This is a genomic window from Haloplanus sp. GCM10025708 (assembly GCF_042663985.1).
GTDB lineage: Archaea > Halobacteriota > Halobacteria > Halobacteriales > Haloferacaceae > Salinirarus > Salinirarus marinus.
In genome coordinates, this window is the sequence record NZ_JBHSZA010000011.1 from 2,032,427 (window position 1) to 2,047,076 (window position 14,650).

12 protein-coding genes and 5 pseudogenes are annotated in these 14,650 nt (G+C 67.9%); 8 read left to right on the forward strand and 9 right to left on the reverse strand.

The features are described 5' to 3' along the window. Window positions 1–10 precede the first annotated feature (10 nt). Window positions 11–331 carry a DUF7344 domain-containing protein gene (locus ACFQJD_RS14515; protein WP_379799169.1) on the reverse strand — a complete coding sequence of 107 codons (321 nt, stop codon included), beginning with the start codon at window positions 329–331 and terminating at the stop codon, window positions 11–13. Between the two features lie 155 nt (window positions 332–486). On the opposite strand from ACFQJD_RS14515, the gene ACFQJD_RS14520 reads away from it, so the two are divergent. The 3 genes and pseudogenes from ACFQJD_RS14520 to ACFQJD_RS14530 all read left to right on the forward strand — a co-directional run bounded on the left by ACFQJD_RS14520 (window position 487) and on the right by ACFQJD_RS14530 (window position 1,964). Next, window positions 487–957: an HTH domain-containing protein gene (locus ACFQJD_RS14520; protein WP_379799171.1), complete on the forward strand. Its 471-nt coding sequence runs from the start codon at window positions 487–489 to the stop codon at window positions 955–957. Next, window positions 947–1,315, forward strand: a complete 369-nt coding sequence (locus ACFQJD_RS14525) for a DUF7344 domain-containing protein (protein ID WP_379799174.1) — start codon at window positions 947–949, stop codon at window positions 1,313–1,315. The genes ACFQJD_RS14520 and ACFQJD_RS14525 overlap by 11 nt, the downstream gene beginning before the upstream one ends. Before the next feature lie 41 nt (window positions 1,316–1,356). Further along, a pseudogene (locus tag ACFQJD_RS14530) lies at window positions 1,357–1,964 on the forward strand (molybdenum cofactor guanylyltransferase). Here ACFQJD_RS14530 and yqeC read toward each other — a convergent pair. The 5 genes from yqeC to ACFQJD_RS14555 are packed head-to-tail and all read right to left on the reverse strand — an operon-like array spanning window position 1,961 to window position 5,261. Further along, window positions 1,961–2,680, reverse strand: coding sequence for a selenium cofactor biosynthesis protein YqeC (gene yqeC, locus ACFQJD_RS14535; RefSeq protein WP_379799176.1), 720 nt, complete (start codon window positions 2,678–2,680; stop codon window positions 1,961–1,963). The pseudogene ACFQJD_RS14530 and the gene yqeC sit on opposite strands and share 4 nt — an antisense overlap. Window positions 2,681–2,700: 20 nt before the next feature. Continuing rightward, on the reverse strand, window positions 2,701–3,309 hold the full coding sequence (locus ACFQJD_RS14540; protein ID WP_379799178.1) for a DUF7411 family protein: 609 nt from the start codon (window positions 3,307–3,309) through the stop codon (window positions 2,701–2,703). Beyond that, the gene (locus ACFQJD_RS14545) at window positions 3,309–3,674 is read right to left on the reverse strand and encodes a DNA-binding protein (protein WP_379799179.1); all 366 of its coding nucleotides are present in this window, start codon (window positions 3,672–3,674) and stop codon (window positions 3,309–3,311) included. The genes ACFQJD_RS14540 and ACFQJD_RS14545 overlap by 1 nt, the downstream gene beginning before the upstream one ends. 56 nt (window positions 3,675–3,730) lie before the next feature. After that, entirely contained in the window at window positions 3,731–4,186 is a 456-nt protein-coding gene (locus ACFQJD_RS14550) for a 30S ribosomal protein S19e (RefSeq protein WP_379799181.1), read from the reverse strand. A 40-nt stretch (window positions 4,187–4,226) separates the two neighbouring features. Beyond that, the gene (locus tag ACFQJD_RS14555; RefSeq protein ID WP_379799183.1) at window positions 4,227–5,261 is read right to left on the reverse strand and encodes a lysylphosphatidylglycerol synthase transmembrane domain-containing protein; all 1,035 of its coding nucleotides are present in this window, start codon (window positions 5,259–5,261) and stop codon (window positions 4,227–4,229) included. Window positions 5,262–5,363: 102 nt separating this feature from the next. Between ACFQJD_RS14555 and thiL the strand changes: the two genes are divergently transcribed. Further along, complete coding sequence (gene thiL / locus ACFQJD_RS14560) at window positions 5,364–6,236, forward strand: thiamine-phosphate kinase (protein WP_379799185.1); 873 nt, start codon at window positions 5,364–5,366, stop codon at window positions 6,234–6,236. Here thiL and ACFQJD_RS14565 read toward each other — a convergent pair. From ACFQJD_RS14565 to ACFQJD_RS14575, 3 genes and pseudogenes are all read right to left on the reverse strand, one after another. Next, window positions 6,223–7,364 (reverse strand): annotated as a pseudogene (locus ACFQJD_RS14565) (site-2 protease family protein). The gene thiL and the pseudogene ACFQJD_RS14565 sit on opposite strands and share 14 nt — an antisense overlap. A gap of 83 nt (window positions 7,365–7,447) precedes the next feature. Further along, window positions 7,448–7,705 (reverse strand): DUF7123 family protein, encoded by a 258-nt coding sequence (locus ACFQJD_RS14570; RefSeq protein ID WP_379799187.1) that lies wholly within the window; start codon window positions 7,703–7,705, stop codon window positions 7,448–7,450. Between the two features lie 244 nt (window positions 7,706–7,949). After that, complete coding sequence (locus ACFQJD_RS14575) at window positions 7,950–8,732, reverse strand: molybdopterin synthase (protein ID WP_379799189.1); 783 nt, start codon at window positions 8,730–8,732, stop codon at window positions 7,950–7,952. Window positions 8,733–8,868: 136 nt separating this feature from the next. Here ACFQJD_RS14575 and pyrH point away from each other — a divergent pair. The 4 genes and pseudogenes from pyrH to ACFQJD_RS14595 all read left to right on the forward strand — a co-directional run. Further along, window positions 8,869–9,480: pseudogene (gene pyrH, locus ACFQJD_RS14580) on the forward strand (UMP kinase); the annotation flags it as partial. 103 nt (window positions 9,481–9,583) lie between these two features. Then, a pseudogene (gene lysS / locus ACFQJD_RS14585) lies at window positions 9,584–11,193 on the forward strand (lysine--tRNA ligase). A gap of 111 nt (window positions 11,194–11,304) precedes the next feature. Continuing rightward, a pseudogene (locus ACFQJD_RS14590) lies at window positions 11,305–13,094 on the forward strand (site-2 protease family protein). Between the two features lie 78 nt (window positions 13,095–13,172). Beyond that, a complete protein-coding gene (locus ACFQJD_RS14595; protein WP_379799191.1) occupies window positions 13,173–14,639 on the forward strand; it encodes a heme-binding protein in 1,467 nt (488 codons plus the stop codon). Window positions 14,640–14,650 lie beyond the last annotated feature (11 nt).

The window sequence follows — 14,650 nt, forward strand, 5'->3', positions numbered from 1 at the left end:
CCCCGAGGCGCTACCGGGCGTCTCGCACGTCCGCCAACGCCGCCTCGACGACGTCCGAATCGGCGACGAGCCGGACCACCCCGGTGTCGGAGTCGTACTCGACGAGGCCACAGTCGACGAGTTCCGGCAGATGGACGTTGTGGAACTCGACGACCACGTTCGGGAGTTTCTCGTCTCGCTCCGCCGCCAGTCGGCTGGCGAGCGTGACGAGCGAGAGTTCCCCGTCGTGTTCGAGAAGTTTCTCAGCAACCGCGGACCGGCGAGTGTGCTGGAGCGCGGCCGTGATCTCGGGTGACACGTCGTCGCCGTTCGGCGGTGGTTTTGCAATCATTGCCCATACCCCAAAGTAAAAGTATGTTGTGTAGCGCCAAAAGTGTGCCTCGTGGTGACACACCGAATAACGCCGGGGAATAATGCGTGTGACATATAGTCACACCCACCAAAAGCATCATGTCCGTGGTCAGTCGGTGATATTCCCACGTAATTATGGGACGGAACGAGGCGCGATCCGAACTGAACGTCGACCTCTATCTACGGTCGGTCTCTCCGACAGGAGCGCAGACGGACCAAGAAATCGTCGCCCGATTGGAACGACTCGAAGAGCGGGCCGTGATAGACGATTTCACCGTCAGCGTGTGGGGAGAGCACGTGTATCCCGACGCCGCGGCGGCCCGCACCGACGCCGGGAGGACGATTCTGGAACGTATCGACGCGATTCACTCGTGGGCGGACCGGAACGGGATGTCGGTCGATTCGTTCACCGCCAGGGAAGTCGAGTCGACGATGACGGGCGAGGCGTACGAACGAATCACTCTCCCCGTGATGGCACTCGTGGAGTATCGGCGGGGCGCGCTCCAGTTCGTCGCACCGTGTACGAACGGCGACGCCCACTATACGGTCGCTGACCGGCTGGCCGCGCTCGAACGCGGCGAAACAGATGTTACACATGGAGAGTAACGACGGCGACGCCCGCACGCTCTCCCCGGACACCGTCTTCGAACTGCTGGCCGAGCAACGCCGTCGGTTGCTGTTGTACGCGCTCTTTCAGCACTCGAACCCGATGACGTTGCCGACGATCGCGGATTGCGTGACCGAGTGGGAGTCGTGTGTCCCCGCCGACGCCGTCCCGAAAGAACGGCTCCGGATCTACATGTCGCTGTATCACGCCCACGTCCCGAAGTTAGAGACCGCCGGCGTCGTCGCGTACTCCCAACCAGAGGACATGGTCGAACTGAACGAGGCGGCGACGGCCCTCGAACCGCACCTGAAGCGGGCGGCGGAGCGTGACCTCGCCCCCTCGAACCGCGAGGGGTAGGAAGGCGACGATACTTACTCCTCCGCCGTCTATCCCCGCTCATGCCCAGCGGAGTCATCGTCGCGGGCGGCCGGTCGACGCGCTTCGGCGACGCCGACAAGGCCGTCGCCGAACTCGCCGGCGTCCCGATGATCCGCCGCGTCGCCGATCGACTCGCCGGCGTCGTCGAGTCGCTGGTCGTCAACTGCCGCGACGAGCAGACCGACGCCATCCGGGCGGCGATGGCGGGCTACGACCACCCGTGCGCTACGCTGTCGACGACGAACCCGACAGGGGGCCGATGGCCGGCATCCGGAACGGCCTCCGCGCCGTCCCGGACGAGTACGCCTTCGTCGCCGCCTGCGACATGCCGTTTCTCGATCCCGACTTCGTCGCGTATCTGTTCGACCGGGCCGAGTCGTGCGACGCCGCCGTCCCGCGCCTCGACGGCTGGTTCGAACCGACCCACGCCGTCTACCGCGCGGCGGCGATGGCCGACGCCTGCGACGCCGCCCTCGAGCGCGGCGACTCCCGGGTGATCGCGCCGCTCACCGACGTGGAGTACGTCGTCGTCGAGGACGAGGAGGTAGACGCTCACGCCGACCGCTCGACGTTCGAGAACGTCAACACCCGCGAGGAGTTCGAGGCGGCCGCCGCCCGCCTCTCTTAATCGACCACGGCGACGATTTCGGGGGCGTTCATCCGCGCGAGGACGACCCGAGGGACGTCCGTCCGGTCGAGCATCTCGGCGGCGATTTCCCGCCCGACGGCTTCGAGTTCGGGCGTATCGACCATGTTCAGCAGGGGCACGACCGTCGCCCGCGCCGGGACCCGCTTCAGTCCGCCGTCCCGGCTGGCGAGAACGCGCGCGACGTCGACCGGCCGAATCTCCGCGCCGAGTTCGCGATCGGTCAGGGCGGCGACCCGTTCGGGCCGGTGAACTGTTTCCTCGTCGAGGAGTTCGCCGACGGCGCGGACGCTGGCGATCGGTATCACGGTGTCGGCCGTCGCCGGCAGTTGCGGTTCGCGTTCGTTCGGGGCCTTCAACAGGCGCGTTCGCGCGCCGTCGGCTTTCACGATGACGGGGTGGCCAGTCGCTCCGAGAGCGGTCACCGTCTCCCGCGGATAGCCGCGGTACCGGTCGTCTCGTTCCCGTTCGGGGACGAGGCCGACGGGCCACTCGTCGACGTCGCGGAGCGCGTCCACGGGGTCGTCGGTGACGACGACCCGCGCGACGTGTGCGTCGAAGATCGGTATCCGGACCGTGGCGGTGACGACGGCGCGGTCGAGGCGGGTTGCGAGCGCGTACGCCGTCGTCTTCTTCCCGCCGGCCCCGACGACACAGACGAGGCCGGTCTCGGCCTCGAGCGCGGAAACGAGGTCCATAGCCCCGCTTCGTGCCGGGGTCACTTCGACGTGTCGGGGTCTCGGAGCCCCTCCACGTATGTCTGCTCGTGGTCGGGGAACACCTCGACGACGGCCTCGACGCCGTGTTCCCGGGCGAGCAGCTCCCTGAGTTCGCCCTCGTAATCCGCCTTCGGGATCTGCTCGCTCGGACCGACACGGACGTCGAGATTCGACTCGACGAGTCGGTCGACCGCTCTCCGGCCGAATCCGGACAGCGGGGCGATGTAGTCGACGCCGTGCCTGTCTTCGAGGCTCTGGGCCTGCGCGCGAGAGACGGTCGGCACTCGGTCGTCGCGGCGGGTGCCGTCGGCGACGGCGGTCACGCCGAGGTCGGCGACGCGTTCCAGGGCGCGTTCGTGGACCTGCTGGATGCCGTTTCGCGGGTAGCCGTCCGCGACCATCCGCTCGACTGCCGCCTCGGCGACCGATCGGTCGAGGTCGACCGCCCGGAAGTCGTAGTCGAGCGACGCCGCCGCGTCGCGGGCGTGTTCCCAGTCGTCGGTCAGCCCGAATCGGGCGGTGACGAGGGTGACGTCGTAAAACGAATCGAGAAAGAGCGCTGCGAGCGTCGAATCCTTACCCCCGCTGTAGAGCAGCGCGAGTTCCATCACCGACGACGGATGTCGAAGCTCTTGGATTCGGGTTTGAGTTCCTGCAGCAACTCCTTCATCTGATCCTCGTCGATGCGGTCCTGGATGCGACCGCTCTGGGCCAGCGCAACGAGTTGCTGTTCGACCTTCTCGGCGAACTCGGGTTTCGACATCTCGACGGCGTTGAGTCGCTTCCGCGCGCCGTCGGTCAGGTGCTGTTTGAGCAGCGCCTGTTTCTGCGCCTCGGCCTGCTCCTGGGCCGCCTGCTGGGCCTGCTCCTGTCCCTGGCCCTGTCCCTGCCCTTGGTCGGCCTGTTCCTGCAGCTCCTGCATCTTCTGTTTTCGCAGTTCTTCGAGTCGTTCGTCGTCAGGTGACCCACTCATGGATAGGGGTTATCCGTTTGAACGGCAAAACGGTTTCGGAGGCCGGAGCCGTCGGTCTACGCGTACTTCTCGAGTTCCGGTCGATCGAGCTTCGCCAGGACGTCGTTGGCGACGTCGTCGAGGAAGCTCCGTCCCTCGGGCGTGATGCGCCGGCCCTCGCCCTGAGCCGTTTCGACGAAGCCCTCCTCTTCGAGCTGCTGGAGGATAGTGCGGACGATCTTCTTGCTGCCGGTGTCGGAGTGAGCGGAGGCGACGGCGTAGCGGTTGGTGCCGCGCTTGCGGCCGCCGTACTCGGTCGCGAGGCGGTCGACGCCGACGGGGCCGTTCACGGCGACTTTCCGCAGGAGGCTCCCGGCGCGGACGAACCAGAAGTCGTCCTGTTCCGGCGGGAGGTCGCGGGTCTGGCCGGTCTTGGCGTAGGTCATCCAGTCGGGCTCGTCGATTCGGTCCGCGAGGCGGGTCGCGAGCTCCTCGATGAGCTCGTCCGCGGGGACGTCATAGAGGGTTACCATTGCCTACGGTTTCCGGTGGGCGAAGTTTAAACCCATCGTATTAGCCGCGCTTTTGCAGGCTGACGTAGCCCGTCACCGCCCCGCCGAGCACCGTCGGCGTCCAGTAGACCATCCCGCGGAAGATGACGATCGCGGCGACGGCGACGGACTCGGTGACCAGCGGGAGCGGTGCCGCGACCAACAACACCACGAGGACGCTCTCGATGCCGCCGGCACCGCCCGGGAGCGGCGTCACGCCCGCGATGGCTCCGATAGGGACGACCAACAGCGCGATAGAGAGCGGGATCGGCGTCTCGATGGCCTGGAAGGCGAGCCAGAGACCGACCATCTGGAAGAGCCACCCGAGCGACGAGAGCGCGAGCGCGAGCGCGAGGCCACGGGGGTTGGCGGCGACGCGCTCGATGGCCCGGAAGAAGCCGTTGATGCGGCGCTCGACGCCCGAAGCCGTCGGCACCGGGACGCGCGGAATGCGGCGGGCGACCCGTCGAGCGAGTGGCGTCAACCCCCGGATGACGCGCTCTTCGAGTCCGTATCGGTGTTGCCACCCGAGGAAGACGGCAGCCGGCACGCCGACGGCGAGGACGGCGATGGCGGTGATAGCGAGTTCGATACGGGGGTTCGTGCCGAAGGCGACTTCGGTGAGGAAGTAGCCCGCACCGACGACCGCGATAGTGATGGAGGGGACGAAGTTCAGCGTGTCGACGCTGGCGATGGCAGCGAGCCCCGTCTCGTACTCCGTATCACCCACTTCGGAGATGAGCAACGCGGTGACGGGTTCGCCGCCCGCCTGGCCGAACGGCGTGACGTTGTTCGAGAACATCGCGGCCGCGAAGACGAAAAACGACTCGAACACCGACAGCGAGACGCCGAGGACGGAGAGGACGACCCGGAGCGCGAACCCCCACGCGGCGAGCCAGCCGAGCGTCGCGAGAAAGACCAGGCCGACGATGCCCGCGTCCGCCTGCGAGAGCTGGGCGACGAGGCGGTCGTAGCCCGCGACGGTGAACAGCAGCGCGAAGGCGGCGAGCGCGCCGGCGAAGCCGAGGATCGTCGCTCGAACCTTCTCGCCGGTCATACGGGACAGGTGAGCGAGCGACCGCTTTAAGCCACCGAAACCGGTCGTCGCGGCGTGGGGCGTTCTCGCAGGGTTTTTCGCTCCGACCGTCGAACGTCGACCATGGACGAGCGTAGCGCACTCGGGTTGCTCGCGGCCGAACTCCCCGGCGTGGGCGACGACGCCGCCGTCGTCGACGACCTGGTGCTGACGACCGACATGCTCCACGAACGGACGGACTTCCCGGCGGGAACGACACGCTACACGGCCGGGTGGCGAGCGGTCGGTGCGTCGCTCTCCGACGTGGCGGCGATGGGCGGCGCGGCGACGGCCGCCGTCGCCGTCTACGGCGCGCCCACGTTCGACGAGGACGACCTCCTCGCGTTCGTGCGCGGCGCGTGCGACGTGTGTGACTCCGTCGACGCCGACTACGTGGGCGGCGACCTCGACGGCCACGACGAGTTCACCGTCGCCACCACCGTCGTCGGGCGGACGGACGACCCCGTGTTCCGGAGCGGAGCGCGCCCGGGCGACGTCGTCTGCGTCACCGGCACGCTCGGTCGGAGCGCCGCCGCCGTCCGCGCGTTCGACCGCGGCGACGCGGACCGGGGCAACGACCTGTTCAGGTTCCCGCCCCGCGTGGCCGCCGGTCGCGCCCTCCGGGAGTACGCCACCGCGATGATGGACTCCAGCGACGGCCTCGCCCGCTCGCTCCACCAGCTCGCGGAGGCGAGCGACTGCGGCTTCGACGTCGACTTCGACCGCCTCCCGATAGACGAAAGCGTGACGGAGATGGCGGACGACGACCGCGAGCGGCGGGAGATGGCGACGTTCTTCGGCGAGGACTTCGAACTCGTTTTCACGCTCCCCGCGGCGTCACTGGACGCGGTCCGGGACGCGTCGCCGACGCCGATCACTCGCGTCGGCGACGTGACCGAAGGTGGCGTTCTGGCGAACGGCGACCCGCTCCCCGACCGGGGCTTTACGCACTCATGAGCTGGATCGGGACCAGAAGGAAACAGAGCGTGCCGAGCGCGAACGTGACGAGACCCAGGAGCTGTCGCCTCCAGTCCAGCGGCGTCTCGTCGGCGGGCGTGGCGGGGCCGTTGTAGGCGATGAAGGTGGCGAACAGCCCCCAGAACATCCAGAGGCCGACCGATTCGTTGATGCCGAGGCCGCGGACGAAATGCAGGTAGGCGGCGAGACCGAAGAGGACCGCCGGCACCATCGCGGCCACCGTCTCCTGTCGCCGGCCGAGCATCGCCCGGAGCATGTGCCCGCCGTCGAGCTGGCCGACGGGCAGGAGGTTGAGGAGGGTGAAGAACATCCCGACCCAGCCGCCGATGATGACCGGGTGGACCGTCTTCGACGGGTCGGCGTAACTCGTCGGTTGGCCGATGAGATCCGCGATGATGTCGAGGAGGGGCGGGTTGTTGAAGACGATGACCTGCCCGCTCGTCGAGAGGACGCGCTCGGGGACGGTCATCGGGTCGAGCGAGAGGCCGACGACGGTGACGGCGACGGTCGCCGCGAGGCCGGCCAGCGGTCCGGCGACGCCGATGTCGAAGAGGACGCGCCGATCGGGCATCCGCCCCCGCATCCGAATGATGGCACCGAGGGTGCCGAAGGGGACGATGAACGGTATCAGATACGGAAGCGAGACGTCGACGCCGTGGTAGCGACCGACGACGTAGTGGCCGAGTTCGTGCGCCGAGAGGACCCCGAGGACGGCGGCGGTGAACGGCCACGCCCGGAGGACGAGCAGGGGTTCTCGGAGAGCGCGGAGACGGGGATGTAGTACCACGCTGCAGCGCCGACGACCAGCGTCGAGAAGACGGTCATCACGAACAGCGCGAGGTTCTTCCACGGGACGCCGTCGACGCCGGACGTGATCGGTTCGGCGACCAGCGTGGTCTGAAAGCCGGAGGGGTCGGATTCGACGGACAGCTCGTATCCGGCGTCGCGAAAGACGGGCGTGAGCTCCCGGGTGAGCGTCCGACGCGTGACGAGCGGTTCGCCGCGGAGTCGGACGGTGTCACCCTCGACGTCCGTCTCTTCGAGATAGAACACCGAGCGGAGCGCCTCCGTCGGAACGTCGGCGGGCATCGAGTCGGCCGAATCCATCGCTCGTCGGTAGGATGTTCGGCCGTATAAACCTCTTGGGGCGACGATCGGGGAGAACGGAGCGCTGCAGGGACCGTTTCGGGTTACGCGGGTTCGATGCGCCACGTGGTCGCGCTCGTGTACGACCACTTCTCGATCGTCAACTCGCCGGCGGAGTCGCGGAGCTTGACCATCAACGCGCCGATCTCCTTGGGCGAGAGACCGACCTCGTCCGCGATGAACTTGCTCTTGAAGTACATCTCACCGTCCTGTGCTTTCGTGACGAGGAACTGCTTCAGCCGTTCCTCTTTCGAAGGGGCGTCTCCCGCATCTGGCTTGGTGGAGGGTTCGGTTGCGCTCATCGCACTCGGTCGTCTGTCCCACATCCGGTTATAAAGGCGGGAACGTTCGGAGCAGTTCGTGTCCTTTCACGGTTTTCAGCGAATTCTGAGGATGTTTTAGGACGCTTCACGAGAGGTCGAGACATTTTATCGGTGGTTTTGAGAGATTCATTCAGAAGTAATATATAGAATTTAACTCCGGCCAGTAGTCGGCCGAGCGCGTCGCTCGACGGGCTGAATCGGGGCGATCGAAGGGAGTCGCGGCTCAGGCGCGGTCGTGAACCCAGAACTCCTCGTCGACGGTCGTCTCCTTTTTGAAGATCGGAACCTCGTCTTTGAGGCGGTCGATGCCGTCCTCGACGGTTCGAAACGCCTCGGCCCGGTGGCCCGCGAGGACGACGACGAAGACGATATCCTCGCCGTCCTCGATGACGCCCGTGCGGTGGTACATCAGCACCTTCTGGACGCCGTCGCGCGCTTCGAGTTCGCGGCTGATGGCGTCCATCTTCTCCTCGGCGACGCCCTCGTACTTCTCGAACTCCAGCCGGACCGTTCGCGAGTCGTCCTCGGCGTCCCGGGCGCGGACGCGGCCCGTGAAGGTGGCGATAGCCCCCGCCCGGTCGGCCCGCGGCGACGACTTCGCCCGCGCGACGAGGGAGTCGAGCGTCACGTACGGGTCGACGGCGTCGACGATGTCGAGGAGCGCGTCGACGTCGGCCGCGTCGGCGTCGTCGACGGCGTAGACGACGTCGCCGGCCGTCTCTGCGTCGCCGACGGTGACCGTCGGCAGGCGCGTCCGGGAGTAGTCGGCCACGAGAGCGTAGTCGTACCGGGCGGACAGCGAGTCGAGGAGGTCGGTGAGCGTCCGGTCTTCGCCCGCGCCGATCCACGAGCCGTCCTCGGAGAGGCCGTACGAGGCCGTCGCCGAGACGTCTCTGGACGCCGTTTCGGGGAGCGGTTCGACCGTCGCGACGGTGCCGTCGAGGCGGGGTGCGAGGCGTTCGACGAGCGGCGTCGCGCCGGGACCGACGATAGCGAGTGCGTTCATATCTCGAACGCAGGCACCGAACGGCTTTATACTGACGGGCGTCGCGGCTGTCGACTCGCCCACGCCGGTGAGCGACGGCGCGTCTTCGCTCCGGAGTTGACAACCCTTAAGGCCGACTCAGAGCTACTCGACGCCAATGAGAGTCGTGATTTCTATCGGCGGGAGCGTCCTCGCGCCGGGCCTCGACGTCGGACGCGTCGAGGGCCACGCGGCGGTCGTCGAATCCCTCGCGGACGAAGGGTGTGAACTCGGCGCGGTCGTCGGCGGCGGCGGCGTCGCCCGCGACTACATCGACGCGGCACGCGACCTCGGCGCGAACGAGGTCCAGCTCGACCAGATCGGCATCGACGTGACCCGCATCAACGCGAGACTCCTCGTCGCGGCACTGGGCGATTTCGTCGATCCGACCCCCGCCCACGACTACGAGGAGGCCGGCGACGCCATCCGACGAGGCGACGTCTGCGTGATGGGCGGCGTCATGCCCGGCCAGACGACCGACGCCGTCGCGGCGGCGCTGGCCGAGTACATCAACGCCGACCTCCTCGTCTACGCGACGAGCGTCGACGGCGTCTTCAGCGCCGACCCGGGCACCGACGCCGACGCCGAGAAGTACGGCACACTGACGCCGTCGGACCTCGTCGACGTCATCGCGCCGATGAGTCGGAGCGCGGGCGCGTCGGCCCCAGTCGACCTGCTGGCGGCGAAACTCATCGAGCGCGCCGGGATGCGAACCGTCGTCCTCGACGGGACGGACCCCGCCGCCATCGAGGCGGCGGTCCTGCGGGGCGAACACACCGGGACCGACGTCGTCCCGGAGGGAGCGGAGCGGAGCCGACCTACTGGACACAGCGATGAGCGAGACGGGACACCACGCCTTCTGGGCCGACGACGTCGCCGACGAGGTCGAGGCGCGCGACCCCGCGGATCCGATCGTCGTCAAGGGCGGGGTCTCGCCGTCGGGCATCCCCCACGTCGGCCACTTCAACGAGATCATGCGCGGCTACTTCGTCGCGGAAGTCCTGCGCGAACGCGGCCACGAGGTCCGCCAGGTGTTCACCTCGGACGACCGGGACGCCCTCCGGAAGCTCCCGCGAAAGCTCGCCGACGCCGACTGGAACGTCGTCGACCTGGGCGATGTGAACGCGGGCGCGCTCGGCCGGAATCTCGGCACCCCCTACACGGAGATCCCCGATCCCTTCGGCGAGGCGGACTCCTACGGCGCACACTTCACGAAACTGCTGCGCCGGAGCGCCGAGATGGTCGACGTCCCCATCGAACTGGTGTCGAACACGGAGATGTACGCCGACGGCGACTTCGAGGGCGTCACCCGCGAGGTTCTCGAAAACGCCGACGCCGCCCGCGAGGTGCTGGCGAAATATCAGGACAAGGTGGACGCCGACTACGTCCCCTTCATGGCGCAGTGTTCGGACTGCGGGATTCTCACGCAGGACATCACGGCCGTGGACCTCGACGCCGGCACCGTCGACTACCGGTGTTCGGGCCTCGACGCGGGCGGCAAGCACATCGACGGCTGTGGCCACGAGGGGACGGCGACATTTCGGGAAGGAAGCTCCCCTGGCGCTTCGAGTGGCCGGCCCAGTGGAAAGTGCTGGGCGTGGACTTCGAACCGTTCGGCAAGGACCACGCCGAGGGGTCGTGGCCGAGCGGGAAGGACATCGCCGAAAACGTCCTCGACGTCGAACCGCCGGTGCCGATGGTGTACGAGTGGTTCACGCTGAACGGCGAACCGCTCTCGTCGTCGGCGGGGAACGTCGTCACCGTCGCCGAGATTCTCGACCTCCTCGAACCGGAAGTCCTCCGGTATTTCTTCGTCCGGAACCCGAAGAAAGCGAAGGACCTGGACCTCGAACGCCTCGACCTGCTCGTCGACGAGTTCGACCGCTTCGAGCGCATCTACTTCGGCGAAAAAACGGACGAGGACCTGCGGCCGCTGGCCGAGCGGGCCTACCCCTTCGTCGTCGACGAGGTGCGCGAGGAGCGGGTGCGCCTGCCCTACACCTTCGCGGCGGTCCTCGGCATGACCGACGACCGCGACCTCCGCGTTCGCATGGCCCGAAACGAGGGCCACTTCGACGACGACACGCCCGAATGGGCCATCGAGGACGCCCTCGAACGCGTCGAGAAGGCGCGGACGTGGGCCGAACGCATGGACAACGAGTACAACTACCGCCTGCAGGCCGCGCTGCCCGACGTCGACTTCGACCCGGCGATCGAGGACGCGCTCGACGACCTGGCCGACTTCGTCGCCGAGGGCCACGACGGCGAGGAGATTCAGGGCGAGATGTACGAGGTGGCGCGCCGCCACGACGTCGAGGTGAGCGACTTCTTCGCCGCGGGCTACCGCCTCTTCTTCGACGACACGCAGGGACCCCGTCTCGGCGAGTTCCTCGGCGAACTCGACCGGACGTTCGTCGTCGACCGGCTCCGGCGCGAGAAGTAGGGCGGGACGCGGCGGGTGGTCGGACCCGGTTCGGCCGCCGTCGTCTCCGCGTCGCCGGGGCGTTTCCGCGTAACCCGAACGCATTTGGCTCTCCCAACCCACCTTCCGTCGATGAACACGCTGCTCTGGGTCCTCGTCGGACTCCTCGCGTACGTCCTCCTCACGACGACGCTCCAGTCGCGCGGCTATCTCCCGTCGTATCTTCGGTTTCAGGGGCCGCTGACGACGCTCCACACGAAACGCGGGCGGGCGGCTCTCGACAGGCTCGCACAGCCCCGGCGCTTCTGGCGGGCGTGGAGCAACGTCGGCGTCGGCGTCGCCCTGGTCATCATGACGGGGATGTTCGTCCTGCTCCTGTTTCAGGCCGTCTCCATCCTGCAGAATCCGCCGGCCCCCACGGCGATCAATCAGCCCCAGAACTACCTCGTCGTCCCCGGCGTCAACCAGTTTCTGCCGCTGTCGGTCGCCCCGGAGATCGTTCTCGGACTGCTGATCGGGTTGGTCGTCCACGAAGGGGGCCACGGCCTGCTCTGTCGGGTCGAAGGCATCGACATCGAGTCGATGGGGCTGGTCTTTCTGACGCTCGTCCCCGTCGGCGCGTTCGTCGAACCCGACGAGGACAGTCAGCGACGAGCGGACAGGGGTAGTCGCACGCGGATGTTCGCGGCGGGCGTCACCAACAACTTCGCCGTCGCCCTCGTCGCGTTCGGACTCCTGTTCGGTCCGGTCATCGCCTCTATCGGCCTCGCGCCGGGCGTCGCCGTCGCGGGGGCCTACGACGGGTCGCCGGCCGCGGCCGCCGGCATCGACAACGGCGACCGAATCACCGCCGTCGCCGGGACGAACGTGACGACGGAGGCCGAACTCGACGCGGCACTGCTGTCGACCGACGCCCGATCCGTTCGGGTCGAGATCGACGGGGAGCGCACCGTCTCGGTCGACAGGTCGCTGGTAGTCGTCGGCTCCGTCGGCGGCAACCCGGCGAACCTCTCCGTCGAGAGCGGCGGCGACCCGATCCGCGTGACGGCCGTCAACGGCACGCCAGTCCGTACCCGCGGCGAGTTCCGCGAGGCGACGGCGAACCGTACCTTCGCCCGCCTCTCGACCAGCGGCGGTGAACGGGTCGTTCCCGTCGGTGCGTACGTCACCCGCGTCGCCCCCGACGGTCCCCTCGCCAACGCCTCCGCGCCGGCGAACGCCAGCCTCGTCGTCACCCACATCGACGGCGAACGCACCGTAACTGCGCGCGACCTCGACGCCGTCCTCGACGGGACCAGCCCCGGCGACGTGGTGCCGGTTCGGGTCTACCACGACGGCGAGTTCCACACCTACGACGTCCGTCTCGGCGAGAACCCCGGGACGGCAACGGCTTCCTCGGCGTCAACATCTTCCCCGGAACGAGCGGGCTCTTGCTCACCGACTTCGGGACCCAGACGTACCCCGCCGGCACCTACCTCGAACTGCTCGGGGGCGACGGCGGTCCGGGGACCGGGGCGTTCGAGGGGCTCACGGGGTCGATAGTCACCCTCGTCTACGTCTCGCTGGTGTTGCCGCTGGCGTCGTTCGTCCTCGGCATCCCGAACTTCCCCGGCTTCACCCCCGACGTGATGAACTTCTACGTCGTCGAGGGCGCGCTCGCTCCCCTCGGGTCGGGCGTCTTCCTGCTGGCGAACGCCCTCTTCTGGACGGCGTGGATAAACCTCCAGCTCGGCGTGTTCAACTGCATTCCCGGCTATCCGCTCGACGGCGGGCGCATCCTCCGGATGGGTGCCGAGGCCGTCGTCTCCCGACTCCCCGTCTCCGATCCCTACCGCGTGGTGCGGACCATCACCACCGGCGTCGGGGTGACGATGCTCGCGTCGCTCGTCCTGATGATATTCGGGCCACAGCTACTCTCCTGACGTCGGGACGCTCGCCGCGACTCGCGTGCCGGCCACGACTCGCAAACCCCATAGGGCGGGGGTGCTAACCCCTCGCGTATGCGAGAACCACCGCAGACGGACGAGGGCTGGTTCGCACTGCACGACTTCCGGCGAGTCGACTGGGACGCGTGGCGGGACGCCCCGGAGCGGGAGCGCGAACGCGCCGTCGAGGCGGCCGTCGACTACCTGCAGTCCCACGAATCGGTCGAGGACGCCGCGGACGGCGCGTCCGCCGTCTTCGCGATGCTCGGCCACAAGGCGGATCTGATGATCGTCCACTTCCGGCCGACGCTCGACGACCTCTCGGCGGCCGAACGGCGCTTCGACCGGTCCGCCTTCGGTGCGTTCACGGAGCAGTCGACCTCCTACGTCTCGGTGACGGAAGTGAGCGGCTACGTCTCGACCGACTACTTCGAGGGCAACGAGGAGGACGTCGACGAGGGGCTCCGGCGTTACATCGAGACGAAACTGGAGCCGGACGTCCCCGACGACCAGTACGCCTGTTTCTACCCGATGAGTCGCAAGCGCGGCGAGTCGGACAACTGGTACGACCTGCCCTTCGAGGAGCGGCGGGCGATGATGGAAGAGCACGGCAAACACGGCCGCGAGTTCGCCGGGCAGGTCAAACAGGTCGTCGCCTCCAGCGTCGGCCTCGACGACTGGGAGTGGGGCATTACCCTCTTTTCCGAGGAGGCGACGACGCTGAAAGACATCGTCTACGAGATGCGCTTCGACGAAGCGAGCGCACGCTACAGCGAGTTCGGCCCGTTCTACGTCGGCCGTCGATTCCCGCCCGCTGACCTCGACGCGTTCCTCGCCGGCGAGAAGGTGCCGACCGGCGAGACGGGATCGCGCGAAGAGGAGGCGGGCGGCCATCCCCACGGCGGGAGCGGCGACGAGCACGGCGAGAGCCACCCCGACAGCGGCGAGGGCGACGCCGACGGCGACATCCGCGGCGAACTCGCCGACCTGAACGTCTACGCGGGACGGCCCCACGGCGAGGACGTCTACGCGACGGTTCTCTACTCCGAAGCCGATCCGGACGAACTGTTCGACGAGGTGCAGGGGCTGCGCGCGAACTTCGACCACTACGACACGCACGTCAAGACGGCCGTCTACGACGCGAGAAACCGCGACCGCCGCGCCGTAGTGAGCATCTGGGACACCGAGAGCGCCGCGGAGACGGCCGCGGGCTTTCTCTCCGACCTCCCGGACGTCGTCAGTCGCGCTGGCGACGAGTCCGGATTCGGAACGATGGGGATGTTCTACACCGTCAAACCCGACCACCGCGAGGACTTCGTCGAGAAGTTCGAGGAGGTCGACAGCCTGCTCGCCGACATGGAGGGCCACGGGGAGTCCGACCTGATGGTGAACGTCGAAGACGAGAACGACATGTTCATCGCCAGCCAGTGGCGGTCGAAGGAGGACGCCATGGAGTTCTTCCGGTCCGACGCCTTCGGCGACACCGTCTCGTGGGGGCGGGACATCCTCGCCGACCGCCCGAGACACGTCTTCCTGGCCTGAAGCGGAGATCC